The 21,924-nt window shown below is 56.3% G+C and carries 18 protein-coding genes and 1 tRNA gene; 16 read left to right on the forward strand and 3 right to left on the reverse strand.

Annotation, left to right across the window (positions count from 1 at the left end; all coding sequences use genetic code 11):
- Positions 1-33: 33 nt before the first annotated feature.
- From apaG to ACN1C3_RS30995, 7 genes are all read left to right on the forward strand, one after another.
- Complete coding sequence (apaG, locus tag ACN1C3_RS30965) at positions 34-414, forward strand: Co2+/Mg2+ efflux protein ApaG (RefSeq protein WP_419119530.1); 381 nt, start codon at positions 34-36, stop codon at positions 412-414.
- Positions 414-1,295 (forward strand): symmetrical bis(5'-nucleosyl)-tetraphosphatase, encoded by an 882-nt coding sequence (locus tag ACN1C3_RS30970; RefSeq protein ID WP_419119531.1) that lies wholly within the window; start codon positions 414-416, stop codon positions 1,293-1,295. The genes apaG and ACN1C3_RS30970 overlap by 1 nt, the downstream gene beginning before the upstream one ends.
- 33 nt (positions 1,296-1,328) lie before the next feature.
- Complete coding sequence (gene glpE, locus ACN1C3_RS30975) at positions 1,329-1,658, forward strand: thiosulfate sulfurtransferase GlpE (RefSeq protein ID WP_419119532.1); 330 nt, start codon at positions 1,329-1,331, stop codon at positions 1,656-1,658.
- A gap of 296 nt (positions 1,659-1,954) precedes the next feature.
- Positions 1,955-3,877: a PrkA family serine protein kinase gene (locus ACN1C3_RS30980; protein WP_419119533.1), complete on the forward strand. Its 1,923-nt coding sequence runs from the start codon at positions 1,955-1,957 to the stop codon at positions 3,875-3,877.
- A 209-nt stretch (positions 3,878-4,086) separates the two neighbouring features.
- A complete protein-coding gene (locus tag ACN1C3_RS30985) occupies positions 4,087-5,358 on the forward strand; it encodes a YeaH/YhbH family protein (protein WP_419119534.1) in 1,272 nt (423 codons plus the stop codon).
- Positions 5,355-6,917, forward strand: a complete 1,563-nt coding sequence (locus ACN1C3_RS30990) for a SpoVR family protein (RefSeq protein WP_419119535.1) — start codon at positions 5,355-5,357, stop codon at positions 6,915-6,917. The genes ACN1C3_RS30985 and ACN1C3_RS30990 overlap by 4 nt, the downstream gene beginning before the upstream one ends.
- Before the next feature lie 64 nt (positions 6,918-6,981).
- Positions 6,982-8,211, forward strand: coding sequence for a multifunctional CCA addition/repair protein (locus ACN1C3_RS30995; RefSeq protein WP_419119536.1), 1,230 nt, complete (start codon positions 6,982-6,984; stop codon positions 8,209-8,211).
- 50 nt (positions 8,212-8,261) lie between these two features.
- Here the strand turns inward: ACN1C3_RS30995 and folK are convergent, their stop codons facing one another.
- Both folK and folB read right to left on the reverse strand, forming a co-directional pair.
- On the reverse strand, positions 8,262-8,780 hold the full coding sequence (gene folK, locus ACN1C3_RS31000; protein ID WP_419119537.1) for a 2-amino-4-hydroxy-6-hydroxymethyldihydropteridine diphosphokinase: 519 nt from the start codon (positions 8,778-8,780) through the stop codon (positions 8,262-8,264).
- Positions 8,771-9,124, reverse strand: a complete 354-nt coding sequence (gene folB / locus ACN1C3_RS31005; protein ID WP_150803102.1) for a dihydroneopterin aldolase — start codon at positions 9,122-9,124, stop codon at positions 8,771-8,773. Before folB ends, folK begins: the two co-directional genes overlap by 10 nt.
- 74 nt (positions 9,125-9,198) lie before the next feature.
- Here folB and plsY point away from each other — a divergent pair, with 74 nt between their 5' ends.
- Positions 9,199-9,768, forward strand: coding sequence for a glycerol-3-phosphate 1-O-acyltransferase PlsY (plsY, locus tag ACN1C3_RS31010; protein ID WP_419119539.1), 570 nt, complete (start codon positions 9,199-9,201; stop codon positions 9,766-9,768).
- Between the two features lie 55 nt (positions 9,769-9,823).
- On the opposite strand, the gene tsaD is transcribed toward plsY, so the two are convergent.
- The gene (tsaD, locus tag ACN1C3_RS31015) at positions 9,824-10,849 is read right to left on the reverse strand and encodes a tRNA (adenosine(37)-N6)-threonylcarbamoyltransferase complex transferase subunit TsaD (RefSeq protein ID WP_419119540.1); all 1,026 of its coding nucleotides are present in this window, start codon (positions 10,847-10,849) and stop codon (positions 9,824-9,826) included.
- 199 nt (positions 10,850-11,048) lie between these two features.
- Between tsaD and rpsU the strand changes: the two genes are divergently transcribed.
- The 8 genes from rpsU (at position 11,049) to ACN1C3_RS31055 (ending at position 21,650) form a co-directional block, all read left to right on the forward strand.
- Positions 11,049-11,264 (forward strand): 30S ribosomal protein S21, encoded by a 216-nt coding sequence (gene rpsU, locus ACN1C3_RS31020; RefSeq protein ID WP_002551877.1) that lies wholly within the window; start codon positions 11,049-11,051, stop codon positions 11,262-11,264.
- 487 nt (positions 11,265-11,751) lie between these two features.
- Positions 11,752-13,713, forward strand: coding sequence for a DNA primase (gene dnaG / locus ACN1C3_RS31025; protein WP_419119541.1), 1,962 nt, complete (start codon positions 11,752-11,754; stop codon positions 13,711-13,713).
- 67 nt (positions 13,714-13,780) lie between these two features.
- Positions 13,781-15,631: an RNA polymerase sigma factor RpoD gene (rpoD, locus tag ACN1C3_RS31030; protein WP_419119542.1), complete on the forward strand. Its 1,851-nt coding sequence runs from the start codon at positions 13,781-13,783 to the stop codon at positions 15,629-15,631.
- A gap of 122 nt (positions 15,632-15,753) precedes the next feature.
- Positions 15,754-19,497 (forward strand): EAL domain-containing protein, encoded by a 3,744-nt coding sequence (locus ACN1C3_RS31035; RefSeq protein WP_419119543.1) that lies wholly within the window; start codon positions 15,754-15,756, stop codon positions 19,495-19,497.
- A 15-nt stretch (positions 19,498-19,512) separates the two neighbouring features.
- Positions 19,513-19,589 (forward strand) — tRNA-Ile (locus ACN1C3_RS31040).
- 167 nt (positions 19,590-19,756) lie between these two features.
- Complete coding sequence (locus tag ACN1C3_RS31045; protein ID WP_419119544.1) at positions 19,757-19,966, forward strand: hypothetical protein; 210 nt, start codon at positions 19,757-19,759, stop codon at positions 19,964-19,966.
- Positions 19,967-20,185: 219 nt separating this feature from the next.
- Entirely contained in the window at positions 20,186-21,238 is a 1,053-nt protein-coding gene (locus ACN1C3_RS31050; protein WP_419119545.1) for a DUF4062 domain-containing protein, read from the forward strand.
- 148 nt (positions 21,239-21,386) lie between these two features.
- Complete coding sequence (locus ACN1C3_RS31055) at positions 21,387-21,650, forward strand: hypothetical protein (RefSeq protein WP_419119546.1); 264 nt, start codon at positions 21,387-21,389, stop codon at positions 21,648-21,650.
- The last annotated feature ends 274 nt before the right edge of the window (positions 21,651-21,924 follow it).

A 21,924-nucleotide genomic window follows, 5' to 3' on the forward strand; every position in this document is an offset into this window, starting at 1 on the left:
CCCGCGCCCCGCTTTGCTTTTAAGGCCCTTTGCATGTCCGATCCTCGTTATCAGATCGACGTCAGCGTCGTCACCCGCTTTCTGGCAGAACAATCGCAACCCGAGCAAAATCGATTTGCCTTCGCCTACACCATTACCATCCAGAATAATGGCCAGATGCCTGCAACGTTGCTCTCACGGCACTGGGTCATTACCGATGGTGATGGGCATGTCGAGGAGGTCCGTGGTGCAGGCGTAGTCGGCCAACAACCGTTGATTGAGGTTGGCAAAAGCCATACCTATAGCAGCGGCACTGTGATGACCAGCCGAGTTGGCACCATGCAGGGTAGCTACCAAATGCTCGCCGAAGACGGTAAACGCTTCGACGCCATCATCGCGCCCTTCCGCCTTGCGGTGCCCGGAGCCCTGCACTGATGGCAGTGTATGCCGTCGGCGATCTGCAAGGCTGCCTCGAACCGCTGCAATGCCTGCTCAAGCAGGTTGCCTTCGATCCTGCCAAGGATCGCCTCTGGCTGGTGGGTGACCTGGTCAACCGCGGTCCACAGTCGCTGGAAACCCTGCGTTTTCTTTACAGCATCCGCGAATCGCTGGTATGCGTTCTGGGCAACCATGACCTGCACCTGCTGGCAGTCGGGCAGAATATCGAGCGCCTGAAGAAAGCCGACACCTTGCGCGAGATCCTCGAAGCGCCGGATCGCAACGAGCTACTTGAATGGTTGCGCCAGCAAAAGCTGATGCACTACGACGAACAACGCGAGATAGTACTGGTCCACGCAGGCATACCGCCGCAATGGACGCTAAAGAAAGCCTTGAAGTGCGCCGCCGAAGTCGAAGTGGCGTTACATGACGACAACCTCTTTGCCCCTTACCTCGATGGTATGTACGGCAATGAGCCCTTGAAATGGGACAGCGACCTCACAGGTACCGCTCGCCTGCGGGTGATCACCAACTATTTCACTCGCATGCGTTTTTGCACCCGCGAAGGCAAACTTGACCTCAAAGGCAAGGAAGGCATCGATACCGCGCCCCCCGGTTATGCTCCGTGGTTTCGGCACAAGGAACGCAAGACCAAAGGCCTGAAGATCATCTTCGGCCACTGGGCAGCCCTTGAAGGCCAATGCAATGAACAAGGCATCTTTGCCCTCGACACCGGCTGTGTCTGGGGTGGCGCCCTGACGTTGTTGAATGTCGACACCGGCGAACGCCTGCAGTGCAAGTGCGATACCCAGGGCCGCGTCAAGCCGCACGTCGCCCCCTCTGACCCCGAACAATTGCCAGCCACTGCAAAGCGCTGAAGGGCGCTTTCAGCCAAGCCACAGGAGCCCGCCATGAGCGAATTCAAACGCATTCCCCCCGAGCAAGCCCATGCCCTGCGTGAGCAAGGTGCGGTCGTGGTCGACATTCGCGACCCGCAGACCTATGCCGCCAATCACATCAGTGGCTCACAACACCTGGACAACCACACCATTCCCGACTTTATCCGCAACGCGGACCTGGATGCGCCATTGGTCGTGGTCTGCTACCACGGCAATTCCAGCCAAAGTGCTGCGGCATACCTGATTAGCCAAGGCTTCTCCGACGTTTACAGCCTGGACGGCGGCTTTGAGTTATGGCGTGCGACTTACCCGTCGGAAACCGCGCAAAGCGTTCCCGAATAATTTTATTCTAGAGCTCCAGCCCATGCCCCCCGTGGGCTGTAGCCATGACTGACGAACGGTCAGACCGAACTAATTGCGCATTGCGCCTTGACCTCTCGGATTCCGAACTATCCTTACCAACAGGCCATCCAAATCAGGGGAGAGCCGGTACACCGGCGTGCGGGTCATCGGTATTAGCTTTCAAGGTCAATAGCTTTGAAAGTGTTCTGGGGGGTACATAGCAACTGGATTTCAGTTGCACCAGCACTCGACTGACTGATCCGGCGTCGGCTCCACGTATCGAGCGAGGTGACGTCATGACTATTTTTAGCCACTTCCAACAACGTTTCGAGTCCACACGCCAGGAAGAACTCACGCTGCAAGAGTATCTGGAGCTGTGCAAAAAGGATCGCAGCGCCTACGCCTCTTCAGCCGAACGCTTGCTATTGGCAATCGGCGAACCGGAATTGTTGGATACTTCTGCCAACTCGCGACTGTCGCGAATATTTTCCAACAAGGTGATCCGCCGCTATCCGGCCTTTGAAGACTTCCATGGCATGGAAGAATGCATCGACCAGATCGTCTCGTATTTCCGCCATGCCGCTCAGGGCCTGGAAGAGAAGAAACAGATCCTCTATCTGCTTGGCCCGGTCGGTGGTGGTAAATCGTCCCTGGCCGAGAAGCTGAAACAATTAATAGAGAAAGTACCCTTTTACGCCATCAAGGGCTCACCTGTTTTCGAGTCACCTCTTGGGTTGTTCAACGCCACAGAAGATGGCCAGATCCTCGAAGAAGACTTCGGTATTCCGCGGCGATATCTGAGTACCATCATGTCGCCTTGGGCCACCAAACGCCTGGCCGAGTTTGGCGGCGACATCAGTCAGTTCAGGGTGGTCAAACTCTACCCATCGATCCTCAATCAGATCGCCGTCGCCAAGACCGAACCTGGGGATGAAAACAACCAGGACATTTCTGCTCTGGTGGGTAAGGTCGATATCCGCAAACTGGAAGAATTCCCGCAGAACGACGCAGACGCCTACAGCTACTCAGGTGCTCTGTGCCGGTCCAACCAGGGCCTGATGGAGTTTGTCGAAATGTTCAAGGCACCGATCAAGGTGCTGCACCCATTGCTGACAGCCACTCAGGAAGGCAACTACAACAGTACCGAAGGCCTGGGGGCCATTCCGTTTACCGGTATCTTGCTGGCCCACTCCAACGAATCGGAATGGCACACCTTCCGTAACAACAAAAACAACGAAGCGTTCATCGACCGGATCTACATCGTCAAAGTGCCGTATTGCCTGCGCGTCAGTGACGAAGTGAAAATCTACGACAAGTTGCTGTTCAACAGCTCGCTGGCCAAGGCCCATTGCGCGCCCGACACCCTGAAGATGCTTGCGCAGTTCACCGTGCTCTCGCGCCTCAAAGAGCCGGAGAACTCGAATATCTACTCGAAAATGCGCGTGTATGACGGTGAAAACCTCAAAGACACCGACCCGAAAGCCAAATCGATTCAGGAATACCGCGACAACGCCGGTGTCGATGAAGGCATGAACGGTCTGTCGACCCGGTTTGCGTTCAAGATCCTGTCGAAGGTCTTCAACTTCGACCCCCACGAGATCGCCGCCAACCCGGTGCATTTACTCTATGTACTCGAACAACAGATCGAACAGGAGCAATTTCAGGCTGAAACCCGTGAGCGCTACCTGCGTTTCCTGAAAGAGTACCTGGCACCGCGATACATCGAGTTCATCGGCAAGGAGATTCAGACCGCCTACCTCGAGTCCTACAGCGAGTACGGTCAGAACATCTTCGACCGGTACGTGCTCTATGCAGACTTCTGGATTCAGGATCAGGAATACCGCGATCCGGAAACCGGCGAGATCCTCAACCGCGTGGCACTGAACGAAGAACTGGAGAAAATCGAGAAACCGGCCGGCATCAGCAATCCGAAAGATTTCCGCAACGAAATCGTCAACTTCGTGCTGCGTGCCCGAGCCAACAACAACGGCAAGAACCCGACTTGGCTCAGCTACGAAAAACTGAGGGTGGTTATAGAGAAGAAAATGTTCTCGAACACCGAGGATCTGCTACCGGTTATCAGCTTCAACGCCAAGGCCAGCAAAGAGGACCAGCAAAAGCACAACGATTTCGTCACACGGATGGTCGAGCGCGGCTATACAGACAAACAGGTACGACTGCTCTCCGAGTGGTATCTGCGGGTCAGAAAATCACAATAACCCGCTGCCGGTCGCACCGGTTGTCGTTAGCCAGAGGCCTGTGTCAACATTTTCTGTTACACAGGCTTCAGGAAGGTGTTTGAAAGTCGGCAGCGAGGCTCAGACAGAGAACAGGTGGTCGCGACGACGCAAAAATGCGCGTGACACCACTCTACTCGTTCCAGTCCGACCCGCTCGCGGCTTTTCAAGACAGCTTCTAAGGAGCAGTCATGAGCTATGTGATCGACCGACGTCTCAATGGCAAGAACAAGAGCACGGTTAACCGCCAACGTTTTCTGCGGCGCTACCGTGATCACATCAAGAAAGCTGTTGAAGAAGCCGTCAGCCGTCGCTCCATCACTGACATGGAGCACGGCGAACAAATCAGCATTCCCGGCCGCGATATCGACGAGCCGGTGCTTCATCATGGTCGCGGCGGCAAGCAGACCGTGGTTCACCCTGGAAACAAAGAGTTCACCAGCGGCGAACATATTCCTCGTCCACCCGGCGGCGGTGGTGGCAGGGGTCCGGGCAAGGCCGGCAACTCCGGCGAAGGCATGGATGAATTCGTCTTCCAGATCACTCAGGAAGAGTTTCTCGAATTCATGTTCGAAGATCTGGAGCTGCCCAACCTGGTCAAACGCAACCTGACCGGGACTGACACGTTTAAAACCGTCCGTGCCGGCATCAGCAATGAAGGCAATCCTTCGCGGATCAACATCATCCGTACCCTGCGTTCGGCCCATGCCCGACGAATCGCACTGTCCGGCAGCAGTCGGGCAAAACTGCGTGAGGCGAAAGACGAGCTGGAGCGACTTAGACGCGAAGAGCCGGACAACTTCGGCGATATTCAGGAAATGGAGGCGGAAATCGAGCGTCTTAGCGCCCGTATCAATCGCATACCATTTCTTGACACCTTTGACCTCAAGTACAACCTGCTGATCAAACAGCCCAACCCCAGCTCAAAAGCCGTGATGTTTTGCCTGATGGACGTCTCAGGCTCCATGACCCAGGCGACCAAGGACATCGCCAAACGCTTCTTCATCCTGCTGTACCTGTTCCTCAAGCGTAATTACGAGAAAATCGATGTGGTGTTCATCCGCCACCACACCAGCGCCCGGGAAGTTGACGAAGAAGAGTTTTTCTATTCCCGCGAAACGGGCGGCACCATCGTTTCCAGCGCCTTGAAACTGATGCAGGAGATCATGGCCGAACGCTACCCAAGCAATGAATGGAACATCTACGCGGCACAGGCTTCCGATGGCGACAACTGGAACGATGACTCACCGATCTGCCGCGACATCCTGATCAACCAGATCATGCCATTTGTGCAGTACTACACTTATGTGGAGATTACCCCGCGCGAACATCAGGCTCTGTGGTTCGAGTACGAACGAATCGCCGAGGCCTTTTCCGAAACCTTTGCCCAGCAACAATTGGTCTCGGCCGGAGATATCTACCCGGTCTTCCGTGAACTCTTCCAGCGCAGGTTAGTGACATGACCGCCAGAGAGCAGAAGCGTCTACCCATATCCACCGGCTCAGAATGGACGTTTGAGCTGATCCAGGCCTACGACCGCGAAATCAGCCGTATCGCGGCTCGTTATGCCCTGGATACCTATCCCAACCAGATCGAAGTGATCACTGCCGAACAAATGATGGATGCCTACGCCTCTGTGGGCATGCCACTGGGCTATCACCATTGGTCCTATGGCAAGCACTTCCTCAGCACCGAAAAGTCCTACACTCGCGGCCAGATGGGGCTGGCCTACGAAATCGTGATCAACTCGGACCCGTGCATCGCTTATCTGATGGAGGAAAACACCATCTGCATGCAGGCGCTGGTGGTTGCCCACGCTTGCTATGGCCATAACAGCTTCTTCAAAGGCAATTACCTGTTCCGCACCTGGACGGATGCCAGCTCAATCATCGATTACCTGGTGTTCGCCAAGCAGTACATCATGCAATGCGAAGAGCGCCATGGCATCGATGCGGTTGAAGACCTGCTGGACTCCTGCCACGCCCTGATGAACTACGGCGTCGACCGCTACAAACGCCCGTATCCGATCTCTGCGGAGGAAGAACGGCGCCGGCAGAAAGACCGGGAAGAGCATTTGCAAAAGCAGATCAACGACCTCTGGCGGACTATTCCCAAAGGCGCAGACAAATACAGCGACAAGGATAATGCGCGCTTCCCCGCCGAACCTCAGGAAAACATCCTCTATTTCATCGAAAAACACGCGCCATTACTGGAGCCGTGGCAGCGGGAAATCGTGCGTATCGTGCGCAAGATCGCGCAGTACTTTTACCCCCAACGCCAGACCCAAGTGATGAACGAGGGCTGGGCCACCTTCTGGCACTACACCCTGATGAACGACCTGTATGACGAGGGCCTGGTGACTGATGGCTTCATGATGGAGTTCCTGACCTCCCATACCAGCGTGGTCTTTCAGCCTGGCTTCGACAGTCCCTATTACAACGGGATCAACCCCTACACCCTGGGTTTTGCCATGTACCGCGATATCCGGCGGATGTGCGAAACGCCCACCGAGGAGGATCGCCGCTGGTTCCCGGAAATCGCCGGTACCGACTGGCTGTCCAGCATCAAATTCGCCATGAGCAGCTTCAAGGACGAGAGCTTCATCCTGCAGTACCTGTCACCTAAGGTGATCCGCGATCTGAAGCTGTTCAGCATCCTCGATGACGACCAGAAGGAAGATTTGCTGGTTCCTGCGATACATGACGAAGACGGCTATCGAACCATTCGCGAAACCCTGGCGGCGCAATACAACCTGGGTAATCGCGAACCCAACATACAGATCTACAGCATCGACCGGCGTGGAGACCGCTCACTGACCTTGCGTCACCAGCAACACGACCGCAAACCACTGGGAGAATCCACCGACGAAGTGCTCAAGCACCTGCACCGGCTCTGGGGCTTCGATATTCACCTGGAAACCCTGCAAGGCGACCAAGTGATGAAAACCCACCACGTACCGCCAAGGGGCGAACATAACGAGGGCGATTACGGCCGACTGGACCTGGCCGTCATCCACCTTTGATTCCACCTAAAGCCTCCGAAAGGTCGACGCTAGGGTTATCCTGTCGAGCTAACGGAGGTTTTTTATGCAGATTTATAAAGTCGGCGGCGCGGTGCGCGATCGCTTGCTGGGCAAGCCTGTCACCGATATCGACTGGGTCGTGGTAGGTGCCACCACAAAAGAAATGCTCGCCAAAGGGTTTCGTCCGGTAGGCGCCGACTTCCCGGTATTTCTGCACCCGCAGAGCGGCGAGGAATACGCCCTCGCCCGAACCGAACGCAAAAGCGGCCACGGCTATGGCGGCTTCATTTTCTACGCAAGCCCCGAAGTTACGCTCGAAGAAGACCTGATCCGCCGCGACCTGACGATCAACGCCATGGCTGAAGATGACCACGGCGTTCTAACCGATCCATATCACGGCCAGCGCGATCTTGATGACCGCGTACTTCGTCACGTTTCGCCCGCATTCGCCGAAGATCCTCTCCGAGTCCTGCGCGTGGCGCGCTTTGCTGCACGCTACGCCGACCTCGGCTTCAGGGTCGCCCCCGAAACCCTGGAATTGATGCGCCAGCTCAGCGAATCAGGTGAGCTTGAGGCGTTGACGGCAGAGCGCAGCTGGAAAGAAATATCCCGCGCACTGATGGAAAATCAGCCTCAGGTGTTCATTCAAGTACTACGCGACTGTGGTGCGTTGAAGGTATTGCTTCCCGAAGTGGATGCGCTGTTCGGCGTGCCGCAGCCTGAAGCTCACCACCCGGAAATCGACAGCGGCGTGCACACCCTGAGCGTCCTCGAACAGGCTGCCATGCACGCTCAACCACTGACGGTGCGCTGGGCCTGCCTGCTGCATGATCTTGGAAAAGGGCTGACACCTGAAAGTCAGTGGCCGAAACACATTGCCCACGAACACAAGGGATTGCGCCTGATCAAGGCGGTGAACGAACGTTTCAAAGCGCCAAGAGACTGCCAGGAACTGGCTCTGCTGGTCGGCGAATACCATACACATGGTCATCGCGCCCTCGAGCTGAAGCCTTCGACATTACTGGAGTTGCTACAAAGTTTTGATGTCTATCGACGGCCGCAGCGTTTTGAAGAGTTTATCGTCGCCTGCGAGATGGACGCCCGAGGCCGCAAAGGCTTCGAGCAAAGAAGTTACCCACAGGCTGAGTATTTGAGAGGCGCAGCGATAGCTGCGCGGACAGTGGCCGTACAACCACTGCTGGAGCAAGGGTTCAAAGGACCTGAACTGGGGGAGGCATTGAAACGCGAACGGCTTGAGGCGCTGAAGGCTTACAAAGAGGTGGCGTCTACTTGAAAAGCATCGCGGGCAAGAACCGGGACGCCTGGTTCTTGCCCGCGAAAAGGTCAGAGCAGACTGGAAGGGGTCAACGGCACGCCGCGCCATTCAAATGCCACCGGCGCCAACACTTGATCAATTTGCGCCTCACTCCACAGAACTGCAAAGCTCTTACCTACGCCCGGATGCACCCTGTCCGGCGCCATCAACGACAGTGGCCACAGCACAAACGCATTTTTCAGGATCTCTGTGCGCGGCAGGATCAAACCGTCAAAATTGCCCACCCAATCGCCATAGAGCAGCACGTCGATGTCCAGCGGCAAGCCCTTGCGATCCGGAGCATAACGACCGTTATCCGCCTCGATGAATTTCAGTCGGCGATCCAGCTCCATCAGTGGTAGATCGGTAAAAGCCGACACCACCAAATTGAAGAACGGACCGCTTTTGATGCCCACCGGCTGACTTTCAAACACGGCCGAACAGCGCACATCCACCAGAAAACCGGCCAGAGCATCCAGTCCCGCCTGCAAATGGGATTCGCGCTCGATATTGCTACCGAGACCTAGAAATACCTGAGTTAGCGACATCCGCGCTCGATCTCCACGCCCACACCCGTGGCGGCGGCGACTGCACCCGGCTTGGTCAGCTTGAGGTGCAGCCAGGGAATATGAAACTCGCTCATCAGAACTTCAGCCAGACGCTCGGCGAAAGTTTCTACAAGCTGGAACTGCGCCTGCTCGGCAAACGCCTGAATGCGCGAAGACACGCTGGCATAATCCAGCGCCAGGGTCAGGTCGTCACCCGCAGCGGCCGGGCGATTATCCCAGGCGAAGCTCAGATCAAGACGCAGGCACTGTCGGATGCCTCGCTCCCAGTCGTAGGCACCAATCACCGTGTCGACTTCCAGGCCCTCGATAAACACTCTGTCCAAGCACTCTTCTCCGCAGCACGACAAGGGCGCAATGCGCCGTTAGAATCAGGGCGTCCTCGCCCGGAATAGTTAGCATGTTTTGGTTACTGGCGATCCTCGCCTACCTGCTTGGCTCTCTGTCCTTTGCCATTTTGCTCAGCCGCCTGACCGGTACCCCCGATCCGCGAATGAGTGGCTCGGGTAATGCCGGCGCAACCAACATGCTGCGCCTGGCCGGCAAAAAACTGGCCGTGCTGACCTTGCTCGGCGACCTTTGCAAAGGCTTGTTGCCAGTACTGATCGCCAGCCTCGCAGGGTTATCACTGCAGCAACAGGCCTGGATCGGTTTATGCGCCGTCATCGGTCACCTGTTCCCGCTGTACTTCCGCTTTCGCGGCGGCAAAGGCGTCGCCACCGCTGCCGGGATGCTGCTAGGGCTGTACCCGCCCGCGGCACTCCTGGCTCTCTGCGCCTGGCTGCTGACCTTCTACCTCACCCGTACCAGCTCGCTGGCCGCCTTGATCGCCACACCGCTGACCCTGCCACTGCTTGCCTGGCTAGAACCCGCCGCATTGCTGCCCATGAGCGCACTCACGGCGCTGATCGTCTGGCGCCATCGCGGCAATCTACGCGACCTGTTTGCCGGGCGCGAACGGCATTTTTAAATCCTGATGATGAGAGCGACTCCGGTTCATTGGCAGCTCTCAACATGACACCTGCTTACAGCGGCGACAATTGCTCCATTGGCCAGCGTGCCTGCACGCTGATTGCCAGGCTTTCGCACTGCCCGACCTGCAAACGCTGACAACCGGCAAAAGCGATCATCGCGCCGTTATCAGTGCAGAACTCCGGACGTGCGTAGTAAACGTCGCCTTTCATGTCACCGAGCATTTTCTCCAGTGAAACCCGCAGTGCCTTGTTGGCACTCACGCCACCAGCGATAACCAGACGCTTGAGGCCAGCCTGCTTCAAGGCTCGTTTGCACTTGATGGTCAAAGTTTCCACCACTGCCTGCTGGAAGGCCAGCGAGATGTCGCAACGGGTTTGCTCACTGTCGTCCCCAGCGCTGACACACTGCTGCCACGTGTTCAACGCAAAGGTTTTCAAGCCACTGAAGCTGAAATCCAGACCCGGGCGATCACACATCGGACGAGGGAAGACGAAACGTCCGGCAACGCCTTGCGCCGCCAGCCGAGCAATTTCCGGCCCACCTGGATAATTCAGACCCATCATCTTCGCCGTCTTGTCGAAAGCCTCACCGGCGGCATCATCGAGCGTCTCGCCCAACAGTGCGTATTGGCCGATCCCGTCGACCCGAACCAGCTGGGTATGCCCGCCAGAAACCAACAAAGCGACGAACGGAAACTCCGGAGGGTTTTCCTCCAGCATCGGCGCCAGCAAATGACCCTCCATGTGATGCACGCCAAGGGCCGGAATGCCCCAGGCAAACGCTAGCGCCTGCGCACATGAGGCGCCGACCAGCAATGCCCCGACAAGCCCGGGACCCGCGGTGTAGGCGATGGCATCGATCTCGGTAGGCACACAATCAGCCTCTGCCAGGACCTGACGAATCAAGGGCAGCATGCGCTTGACGTGATCACGCGAAGCCAGCTCCGGCACCACGCCACCGTAGGCACGATGCAGGTCAATTTGGCTAAACAGCGCGTCGGCCAGCAGGCCACGCTCACTGTCGTAAAGTGCGACACCAGTTTCGTCGCAGGAGGTTTCTAATCCCAGTACTAGCATGGGTTTGCGCCTTGTAGAGGCTAAATTCGAAGGCGCGCATAATAGTCGTCACTTCCTGCCCCTACCAGCTGTTTTCGATCAGAGGCTTTGCATTCCGAGCGATGAGGGGTTAACATCCGCAACCCTTAAAAACCGACGTCTTCAAGTGCATTTTTGCCGCGAGGATGTTGACCCCGGTAATGAATGAAGGTAGCTCTGGATGCCAGCCGTCAAAGTTAAAGAGAACGAACCCTTCGACGTAGCTCTGCGTCGTTTCAAGCGCTCCTGCGAAAAAGCCGGTGTTCTGGCTGAAGTTCGTAGCCGCGAATTTTACGAGAAGCCGACTTCTGAGCGTAAGCGTAAAGCAGCAGCCGCTGTTAAGCGTCATGCGAAGAAAGTTCAGCGCGAGCAGCGCCGCGCCGTCCGTCTGTACTAATACGCAGACGTTCGTAGCAAGCTTCTGCCAAGCCCGGCCCTCAGCCGGGCTATTGGCATTTGCGTATATCGTTTCATGCCTCACCGTCAAAGCCGCCGATGCGACCGAGACAAATATGCTTCATAACGTCAGACCTGGCTCTTCTGCCAGCGGTGCACGTCTTTTCTGACGAGCCTTACAAGGCTACTGACGAGCACACCTTACTGATTCCTCAACAGACGATCAGCCCAAGGCACGATCTTCTGTGCCCGCTTATGAGCTATCCGAGGCCTGCCATTGGCCGTTGCCGGACTCAGAGCAACACTTTCAAAATAGTCGAATACTGATAGGAACTAACGTCAGTGGATTTTCGGCAGATACACTTCCCGACAGCGATCACGCAGACGACATCCGGTCGAGCCGCATACCGTTGCGCCTCAAAACAATGACCAGACTTCGACCGCCGTTCGCGTTGGTTTAATTTCCGCGCAGTGATGACGAGAACGCCATGGCCGGGCTAATTCCCCAGAGCTTTATTGACGACCTTCTGAACCGCACCGACATCGTCGACGTGGTCAGCTCGCGCCTGCAAATGAAAAAAGCCGGCAAGAATTACACTGCCTGCTGCCCGTTCCACAAAGAAAAAACCCCTTCCTTCAGCGTCAGCCCTGACAAACAGTTCTACTACTGCTTCGGCTGCGGCGCTGGCGGCAATGCCCTCGGCTTCATCATGGACCACGACAACCTGGACTTCCCCCAGGCCGTCGAAGAACTGGCCAAAGCCGCCGGCATGGAAATACCCCGAGAGGAAAGTGGCCGACCGCACAAACCCCGGCAACCGACCGACTCACCGCTCTACCCGCTACTCACCGCCGCTGCCGACTTCTATCGCCAGGCGCTGAAAAGCCACCCCGCGCGTAAAGCCGCAGTCGATTACCTCAAGGGCCGCGGTCTGACCGGTGAAATTGCCCGGGACTTTGGCCTCGGTTTCGCGCCGCCCGGCTGGGACAATCTGTTCAAGCATCTGAGCAGCGACACACTGCAACAGAAAGCCATGATCGATGCCGGCCTGCTGGTCGAAAATGCCGAAACCGGCAAACGCTACGACCGCTTCCGCGATCGCGTCATGTTTCCGATCCGCGACAGCCGCGGACGGATCATCGCTTTCGGCGGCCGGGTACTGGGCGACGACAAGCCAAAATACCTGAACTCACCGGAAACCCCGGTGTTTCACAAAGGCCAGGAACTCTACGGCCTGTTTGAAGCGCGCAAAAATAATCGCAACCTCGACGAAATCATCGTCGTCGAAGGCTACATGGACGTCATCGCTCTCGCACAACAAGGCTTGCGCAATGCCGTTGCCACGCTTGGCACCGCCACCAGCGAAGAACACCTGAAACGACTGTTTCGCGTCGTCCCCAGCATATTGTTCTGCTTTGACGGCGATCAGGCAGGACGCAACGCCGCCTGGCGCGCATTGGAGGCCGCTTTGCCAAGCCTGCAGGACGGACGGCGGGCGCGCTTTCTATTCCTGCCCGAAGGTGAAGACCCGGACACCCTGGTCCGCTCCGAAGGCACCGACGCTTTCCGCGCACGCATTAACCAGCACGCACAGCCGCTGGCCGATTATTTTTTTCAGCAGCTAACCGAAGAGTCCGATCCGCGCTCCCTCGAAGGCAAGGCCCACATGGCTACCCTCGCAGCACCGTTGATCGACAAGGTTCCCGGCGCCAACCTGCGCACGCTAATGCGTCAGCGACTCACCGAAATCACCGGTCTCAACAGCGAGGCAGTCAGCCAACTGGTGCACAGCGCACCACAAGAGGCTCCTCCCGCCTACGACCCTGGCATCGATTACGACGCCATGCCCGATTACGCCGATTACCACCAACCTCAAGAGGCCTATGCACCTCAACAGGAGTGGACACCGAAAAAACCGGGGGCCGGGGGCAAGAAATGGGAAAACAAACCCTGGGACAAAAAGGGCAAGCGTCAGGGCGATCGCGATCAGCCCCGCGCCCCACGCGTTCCCGCAGCCGTAGAGCCACCAACACTGGCGGCACTACGCACACTGCTCCATCACCCACAATTGGCCAAAAAAGTTGAGGATGCAGGGCACTTTGCCGCCGAGGACCACACCAATACACAGCTGTTGGTAGCACTACTCGAAGCCGTGCAAAAGAATCCTAAGCTAAACTCATTTCAACTGATTGCGCGCTGGCATGGCACCGAACAAGGGCGCCTGCTCAAAGCGCTGGCAGAAAAGGAGTGGCTGATTGAGGGCGACAACCTTGAACAACAGTTTTTCGACACTATAACTAGCTTGTCTGCTCGCCAACGCGAGCGGAATTTGGAACAACTTCTCAGGAAGGCGCGTCAAAGTGAATTGAGTGCTGAAGAGAAAAATCAGCTGCGCGACCTCCTAAGTCGCAATGTTTCCGCATCAAACCCGACCTCAACTGGCGCGTGAGGTCATAGCTCAGGTATAATCCTCGGCTTGTTTTTTGCCCGCCAAGACCTTCAGTGGATAGGGTGTTATGTCCGGAAAAGCGCAACAGCAGTCTCGTATCAAAGAGTTGATCACCCTTGGTCGTGAGCAGAAGTATCTGACTTACGCAGAGGTCAACGACCACCTGCCGGAGGATATTTCAGATCCGGAACAGGTGGAAGACATCATCCGCATGATTAATGACATGGGGATTCCCGTACACGAGAGTGCTCCGGATGCGGACGCCCTTATGCTGGCCGACGCCGATACCGACGAGGCAGCCGCTGAAGAAGCGGCCGCAGCGCTGGCAGCGGTTGAGACCGACATTGGCCGCACCACTGACCCTGTGCGCATGTATATGCGTGAAATGGGTACAGTAGAGCTCCTCACACGTGAAGGCGAAATCGAAATCGCCAAACGTATTGAAGAGGGCATCCGTGAAGTGATGGGCGCAATCGCGCACTTCCCTGGCACGGTTGACCACATTCTCTCCGAGTACACTCGCGTCACCACCGAAGGTGGCCGCCTGTCCGACGTCCTGAGCGGTTATATCGACCCGGACGACGGTATTGCGCCGCCTGCTGCCGAAGTTCCGCCGCCTATCGACCCGAAAACCGTGAAAGCGGATGACGAAACCGATGACGACGAAGCCGAAGCCAGTACTGACGACGAGGAAGAAGTCGAAAGCGGTCCGGATCCGATCATCGCTGCACAGCGTTTCGGCGCCGTGTCTGATCAGATGGAAGTCACTCGCAAGGCGCTGAAAAAGCACGGTCGTGGCAACAAGCTGGCAATCGCCGAGCTGGTGCTTCTGGCTGAGCTGTTCATGCCGATCAAACTGGTTCCGAAGCAATTCGAAGGCCTGGTCGAGCGTGTTCGCAGTGCTTTGGATCGTCTGCGTCAGCAAGAGCGCGCGATCATGCAGCTCTGCGTTCGTGATGCACGCATGCCGCGTGCTGACTTCCTGCGCCAGTTCCCGGGCAATGAAGTTGACGAAAGCTGGAGCGATGCACTAGCCAAAGGCAAAGGCAAATACGCTGAAGCCATTGGTCGCCTGCAACCGGACATCGTTCGTTGCCAGCAGAAGCTGACTGCATTGCAGACCGAAACCGGTCTGACGATTGCCGAGATCAAGGACATCAACCGTCGCATGTCGATCGGTGAGGCCAAGGCCCGCCGCGCGAAGAAAGAGATGGTTGAAGCGAACTTGCGTCTGGTGATCTCCATCGCCAAGAAGTACACCAACCGTGGCCTGCAGTTCCTCGACTTGATCCAGGAAGGCAACATCGGTTTGATGAAAGCGGTGGATAAGTTCGAATACCGTCGCGGCTACAAATTCTCGACTTATGCCACCTGGTGGATCCGTCAGGCGATCACTCGCTCGATCGCCGACCAGGCCCGCACCATCCGTATTCCGGTGCACATGATCGAGACGATCAACAAGCTCAACCGTATTTCCCGGCAGATGCTGCAGGAAATGGGTCGCGAACCGACCCCGGAAGAGCTGGGCGAACGCATGGAAATGCCTGAGGACAAAATCCGCAAGGTATTGAAGATCGCTAAAGAGCCGATCTCCATGGAAACCCCGATCGGTGATGACGAAGACTCCCACCTGGGTGACTTCATCGAAGACTCGACTATGCAGTCGCCAATCGATGTCGCCACAGTTGAGAGCCTTAAAGAAGCGACTCGCGAAGTACTGTCCGGCCTCACTGCCCGTGAAGCCAAGGTTCTGCGCATGCGCTTCGGCATCGACATGAATACCGACCACACCCTTGAGGAAGTCGGTAAACAGTTCGACGTTACCCGCGAGCGGATTCGTCAGATTGAAGCCAAGGCGTTGCGCAAGCTGCGCCACCCGACGAGAAGCGAGCATTTGCGCTCCTTCCTCGACGAGTGATCACAAAACCCCCAGCCCAGCTGGGGGTTTTGCTTTCTGCAGATTAAATCCCCCACGCTTCACCCCCCTCCGAATTGCCCGTCTACACTCGAAACATTCCCCCGAGCCATAACGAGACCGTTATGCCCAGAATACCGGCTGTGCTTTTGCTGTGGCTGATGACCTGGACCGCAACGGCTGGCGCGCTGACTCTCACCGATGAAGAACGTAGCTGGCTTGCGGCTCACCCGGAACTGCGCCTGGGTGTCGATGCGTCCTGGCCGCCTTTCGAGTATCGCGATGAACATGGTCGCTACCAAGGCCTGGCGGCGGACTACATCAGGCTGATCCAGGCACGCCTGAGCATCAAGGTCACACCTGTTGAGCCCGTCAGTTGGACAGCGGTGCTGGAACAAGCCAAACAAGGCAAGCTCGACCTCTTGCCAGGCATCATGTCGACACCGGAACGACAAAACTATCTGTCCTTCACCCGCCCCTACCTGGACTTTCCAATCGTGATTCTGGCCCACGAGGGCGGGAAACAACCGCACAATCTGGAAGAGTTATACGGTCTGAAAATTGCCGTAGTGGAGAACTATGCACCCCATGAGTTATTGCGTACGCGTCATCCCGACCTGAATCTGGTCGCTTTGCCAAATGTCAGCTCAGTGTTGCAGGCACTGGCTACTGATCAGGTGGACGCCGTGGTGGGCGATCTCGCCTCGAGCATCTGGAGTTTGCGGCAGCTCAAACTCGATGGGCTCTACGTCAGCGGTGAAACGCCCTATCGCTATCAATTGGCGATGGCCGTACCAAAAGACAACAAGATCCTGGTCGGCATCCTGGATAAAGTCCTGGCCGATCTGAGCCCGGAAGAAATCAGCGCCATCCAGGAACATTGGGTGGGCAATGTCCTCGACCACCGCGCGTTCTGGTCGGATCTAGTGCTTTATGGCCTACCGGGTGTGCTGCTGCTGTTTGCCGTGCTGGCGGTTGTAATCCGCATCAATCGTCGACTCAGCTCAGAAATTTCACGCCGGGTCGCGCTGGAACAGGAGCTGCGCAGCAGCGAATACCATTACCGTGGACTGGTAGAAAGCCTTTCCGCCATCGCGTGGGAAGCCCACATAAGCGACTTCACGTATAGCTATGTGTCACCCCATGCCGAGGATCTGCTTGGCTATCCCCTGTCTCATTGGCTGATTCCGGGCTTCTGGCGCAACATCATTCATCCCGCCGACCTGACGCGTGCCCAGACCTATTGCGACAAGGAAGTAATGGCCGGCCGCGATCACAGCCTCGACTATCGCGTCATCACCGCCGACGGCCGCTGCCTGTGGGTTCGCGATATCGTCAGCCTGATTGAGCACGGCCATCAACCCGTCTTGCGCGGCTTGATGATCGACATCAGTGAAGCCAAGAGAACGGAAGAAGCCTTGCGTCTATCGGAGCAAAAGTTCGCGTCGGTATTCCAGCAATGTCCGGACATCCTGGTGATCGCACGGCTGTCGGACGGCTGCTTGCTGGAGGTCAATGGAGCCTTTGAGGAACAGATCGGCCTGAGCGCCGAGGAAGTCATCGGCCAGACCGCCACGAACCTGAATATTTGGGGAATACCGGGCGTCGGCCCCGGTCTTTTGCAGCGTCTGCAGGCTGGCAGCATACGCAATCTGGAAATGCCCTTTCGACGCAACAACGGGCAGTTGTTTACCGGTTTGATCTCCGCCGAGCCGTTCGACCTCGATACCACCCCCGCGCTGGTGGTGGTGGTGCGCGATATCAGCCAACTCAAGGAAACCCAGCAACAACTACAGACTTCCGAAGAGAAATTCGCCAAAGCTTTTCACGCATCGCCCGATGGCCTGCTGCTGAGCCGCCAGCGCGATGGTTTGCTGATTGAAGTCAATGAAGGTTTTAGCCGCATAACTGGCTTCAACAGCGCAATGTCCCTGGATCGCTCAACGCTGGAATTGGGCATCTGGGTTAACCTGAACGAACGCAAACAGATGCTCAACCTGCTGCAGCGAGACGGCTTCGTACGCGACTTCAGTTGTCATATTCGCCGCAATGACGGGCAGATCCGTCTATGCGAGCTATCCAGTCGCCCACTGCCGATTGCTGGCGAGGACTGCATGCTGACCATCGCCCGGGACATCACCGAGCGCCATCTGATGCAGGAAAAACTGCAACAAGCCGCCACGGTGTTCGAGAGTACCGCCGAAGGGGTTCTGATCACCGACACCCAACAGCACATCAGTGCGGTCAACCGTGCCTTCACGGAAATCACCGGCTACAGCGAAACCGAAGCCCTGGGCCACACTCCCAGGCTACTCGCCTCCGGCTTGCACGACAGCGCCTTCTACGCGGCCATGTGGCATCAACTGACCGCCGAAGGTCATTGGCAGGGCGAGATTTCCAACCGACGTAAAAACGGCGAGCTGTACCCCAGCTGGCTGACCATCAGCGCCGTACGTAACAAGGACAAATTCATCACCCACTTCGTTGCGGTGTTCGCGGACATCTCCAGCTTGAAGCACGCCCAGGCGCGCCTCGACTACCAGGCCCACCACGACCCGCTTACCGGTCTGCCCAACCGCACCTTGTTCGAGAGTCGGTTGCTGACGGCGCTAAACACTCAGCAAGAGAACGGCGGACAAGGTGCGGTACTGTTCCTTGATCTGGACCGTTTCAAACACATCAATGACAGCCTTGGCCACCCGGTCGGCGACCTGCTGCTCAAGGGGATTGCCGTGCGTTTGAAAGAGCAACTGCGTGACATCGACACCGTAGCCCGCCTGGGCGGTGATGAATTCATCATTTTGCTTCCTGGCCTGCAGCAAGCCAGCGACGCCGAACACATCGCCAACAAGCTCCTCAATTGCTTTGGTGCGCCCTTCCAGGCCGGCGAGCACGAGTTCTTCATCAGTGCCAGTATTGGCACCAGCCTCTACCCCAAGGACGGCTGCGACGTCGCCACGCTGGTCAAAAATGCCGATGCAGCCATGTACCGATCCAAAGCCAAGGGCCGCAACCGGGTCGAAAGCTACACCCGTGACCTCACGGCTCAAGCCAGCGAACGGATAGCGCTGGAACATGAACTGCGCCGCGCCATCGAGCGCAATGAGCTGTGCCTCTATTACCAGCCAAAAATCAGCCTGAAAGACCGACGCATCGTCGGTGCTGAAGCCCTGATTCGCTGGCGCCACCCAACCTTTGGCGACGTGCCTCCCGAACACTTCATCCCTTTGGCGGAAGAAAACGGCATGATTCTGCAAATTGGTGATTGGGTACTGGAGCAGGCCTGCCAGCAGATGTACGAGTGGAATAGAGTCTTTGACGGCTTCGGCCCACTATCGGTCAATCTGGCCGGGGCTCAATTGCGTCAACCGAACCTACTCGGCCGGATCGAGCAGCTGCTCAAGGATTACCGCCTGAAGCCCGGCTTCCTGCAACTGGAAATCACCGAAAACTTCATCATGAGCCAGGCCGAAGAGGCGCTTGCGGTTCTGCATCAGCTCAAACGCCTGGGCGTGCAACTGGCAATCGACGACTTCGGCACCGGTTACTCTTCCCTGAGCTACCTCAAGCGTCTGCCGCTGGACTTCCTGAAAATTGACCAATCCTTCGTCCGTGGCTTGCCTGACGACCCCCACGATGCGGCCATCGTCCGCGCCATCATCGCACTGGGCCGCAGCATGCAATTCACCATCATTGCCGAGGGCGTCGAGACCCAGGCCCAGCAAGAATTCCTCGCCGCCGAAGGCTGCGAAGAGATCCAGGGCTATATCGTCAGCCCACCTCTTGCGGCCAATGAATTCGCCGCAAGCTTTCTTCGTATAAGCGTTTCGGATTTTTCGGATAGCACAGCCGAGAAACCATCGCTATAATCCGCGGCCTACTGAGGGCCTATAGCTCAGTTGGTTAGAGCAGGGGACTCATAATCCCTTGGTCGTAGGTTCGAGTCCTACTGGGCCCACCATACAAAACAAAGGCTTACGCTTAACGGCGTAGGCCTTTTTTGTTTTTTTGGGGTTTTCGTACCTGTATGAAGTCTGTAAGGCGGGCCTGCCGCCTGTCAGGGCGTGATTCCGTCGTGCTGGGCGCCCCTACACTGAAATACCGGGTCGCGCTTAGGAGGCCGAAGCCATGGATACCGTCAGATGGCAAACCATAAACAGCAGCACCGCAGAGCTTGAAATCAACTACGGCCAGAAAACGGCAAAGATCTGGCTTGAAAATCTGGCAATACCCGACGATGCGAAGTCAGAGGCGAAGGCCTTTTATTTAGATCGCCTGAAGGAGCTGTTTGCCGCGATCAATGCTAAGGGCGTGTACTGGACGGATCGCCCGCAGTGAATGAACAGCCCCCTGTGCGAAGCAGGCACAGGGGGGCAGATTCTGTTAGGGCTGTGTGCCCCAGTCCGGCCAGAAACAGACGGCCATCTCCGTCCACGTAACCGCTACATTGAACCACGAAGGGCAAGTCGGAACGCTCAAAAATCCTGTAGTTATATCCTCGACTTCCTAGTACGAACGTTGCTATCTTCCAGAAATGGATTAGAACTGGGGGGAACGATGGATAAGCGATATCAGGTTTTTATTAGCTCTACATACACCGACCTGCGAGAAGAACGGCAGCTGGTGTCTCAGACTCTGATGGAATTGAACTGCATCCCCGCTGGCATGGAACTATTTCCGGCAACAGATGAAGAGCAATTCTCCTTCATAAAAAACGTAATTGATGATTCTGACTACTACCTTTTAATAATTGGTGGGCGTTATGGGACTGTAACTGAAGAAGGCATTAGCTACACTGAAAAGGAGTACGACTACGCGGTTGATAAAGGAAAACCTGTAGTTGCGCTTTTACATGGTAGCCCTAACAGCCTTTCAGTCGACCGTTCAGAGATAACCGAGAACGCGCGGGCCAAACTGAACACTTTTCGCGAACGGGTTTCCACTGGGCGATTGGTTCGATACTGGACCTCTCCCCTAGAGTTGCAGGGGCATGTGGCAATAAGTATGACTTCCACCATCGCCCGCATTCCCGCGCCCGGTTGGGTCAGAGGATCAGCAGTTGCTAGCGTGGAGTTGCTTCAGGAGATAAATGAGCTTCGCAAACAAAACGAGATCTTAAAGGCTAAACTAGAGAAATTTGAAGCTTCTGCTATAGACCTGGGATTTGAACCGGCCGGACTGGACGAATTATTTGTTGTTCACGGCAGCTACTTTTCTAACGAAGCTAGACGGCAACGTGCTTGGGAAAGCAAAGTTAGCTGGAAAGATATATTTTATTACATATCTCCTTATCTTCTCAAAAGCATGACCGAATCGAAAGTATCGGAGGTATTACGCTTAGCTCTTCTAAAAAAACAACGCCTCCCTACTGGCTTAAGCACTCTAGAGGGCCAAGACTTTCAAACAATTTCTGTACAATTAAAGGTTCTGGGTATTGTTGATGTGCAGGTCAAACAAGCATCAGACAGTAAAATGTATAAGTTTTGGTCTCTCACCTCTGCTGGCGAAAAGTTGATGTATCAGATGAGGGCGGTTCCTGCGACTGTCGAAAAACAGGAGTCTGCCTTTGGGCAAGAAGAGTTCGAGAGCGAGACCGTGACACCGGACTAAAAATACAGCTTAGGGTCGTTCTCTGCCGGTCGCCGATCCTGATTCCCCACGGCTCAACAGTCTGTGCGCTACACTCAAAGGTGCGCCGGGATTTTCCATTTGCAAGGGGGCGCTCAATAAATGCCTTTGCTAAGTGGAGTGCCCCGCCATGCCAGTCCTACACATCGACCCCCTCACCCGCCGCCACATCCGGCAAGCCCTCCACGAAAGCACCGACGAACGCAAAGCCGTAAGGGCTATCGCCTTAGACGATGGGCAGTGGCTGCTGATGCTAGCGCTCTGCGGGAACGTTTCATTCAGCCTGATCGCTGATGCGGACGATCTATTCAATCCGCATTTGATGGTGGACGTTTCTGCATTGGTTTTAGCAGATCTGGAACGCCATCACGAAGCGGATTTATTACAATCCTGAGTAAGAGAAAAGCCCGGCTAGTCCGGGCTTTTTTATAAGAGCTGCCGCCGCCGCATCGCCGAAACCGTGCGCGGTGCGGGTTCCGGTCTTGGTACTGGACCGGAGCCAGACTGCTCACCGGGGGAGCTGTAATTGCCGGTCAATGTGTCGTAAGCGCTCCATGAACCCCACATTCAAAGCCGCCACCTGATCCCCGATGCTGTGCTCCCGATTCTTTTCCGGAGCCCGCACCTCATGATGCGTCCCGACGCCAAAGTCGAAAAAGTCTATCTCT

The sequence above is a fragment of the Pseudomonas sp. H11T01 genome (assembly GCF_048515765.1).
GTDB lineage: Bacteria > Pseudomonadota > Gammaproteobacteria > Pseudomonadales > Pseudomonadaceae > Aquipseudomonas.

Coding starts and splice junctions, on each gene's coding strand:
- ACN1C3_RS30985 (WP_419119534.1), top strand. CDS start 4,087: ATGAGCTATGTGATCGACCGACGTCTCAATGGCAAGAACAAGAGCACG.
- ACN1C3_RS31055 (WP_419119546.1), top strand. CDS start 21,387: ATGCCAGTCCTACACATCGACCCCCTCACCCGCCGCCACATCCGGCAA.
- ACN1C3_RS30995 (WP_419119536.1), top strand. CDS start 6,982: ATGCAGATTTATAAAGTCGGCGGCGCGGTGCGCGATCGCTTGCTGGGC.
- apaG (WP_419119530.1), top strand. CDS start 34: ATGTCCGATCCTCGTTATCAGATCGACGTCAGCGTCGTCACCCGCTTT.
- dnaG (WP_419119541.1), top strand. CDS start 11,752: ATGGCCGGGCTAATTCCCCAGAGCTTTATTGACGACCTTCTGAACCGC.
- folK (WP_419119537.1), bottom strand. CDS start 8,780: ATGTCGCTAACTCAGGTATTTCTAGGTCTCGGTAGCAATATCGAGCGC.
- ACN1C3_RS31045 (WP_419119544.1), top strand. CDS start 19,757: ATGGATACCGTCAGATGGCAAACCATAAACAGCAGCACCGCAGAGCTT.
- ACN1C3_RS30980 (WP_419119533.1), top strand. CDS start 1,955: ATGACTATTTTTAGCCACTTCCAACAACGTTTCGAGTCCACACGCCAG.
- ACN1C3_RS31050 (WP_419119545.1), top strand. CDS start 20,186: ATGGATAAGCGATATCAGGTTTTTATTAGCTCTACATACACCGACCTG.
- ACN1C3_RS30970 (WP_419119531.1), top strand. CDS start 414: ATGGCAGTGTATGCCGTCGGCGATCTGCAAGGCTGCCTCGAACCGCTG.
- rpsU (WP_002551877.1), top strand. CDS start 11,049: ATGCCAGCCGTCAAAGTTAAAGAGAACGAACCCTTCGACGTAGCTCTG.
- ACN1C3_RS30990 (WP_419119535.1), top strand. CDS start 5,355: ATGACCGCCAGAGAGCAGAAGCGTCTACCCATATCCACCGGCTCAGAA.
- tsaD (WP_419119540.1), bottom strand. CDS start 10,849: ATGCTAGTACTGGGATTAGAAACCTCCTGCGACGAAACTGGTGTCGCA.
- rpoD (WP_419119542.1), top strand. CDS start 13,781: ATGTCCGGAAAAGCGCAACAGCAGTCTCGTATCAAAGAGTTGATCACC.
- plsY (WP_419119539.1), top strand. CDS start 9,199: ATGTTTTGGTTACTGGCGATCCTCGCCTACCTGCTTGGCTCTCTGTCC.
- glpE (WP_419119532.1), top strand. CDS start 1,329: ATGAGCGAATTCAAACGCATTCCCCCCGAGCAAGCCCATGCCCTGCGT.
- ACN1C3_RS31035 (WP_419119543.1), top strand. CDS start 15,754: ATGCCCAGAATACCGGCTGTGCTTTTGCTGTGGCTGATGACCTGGACC.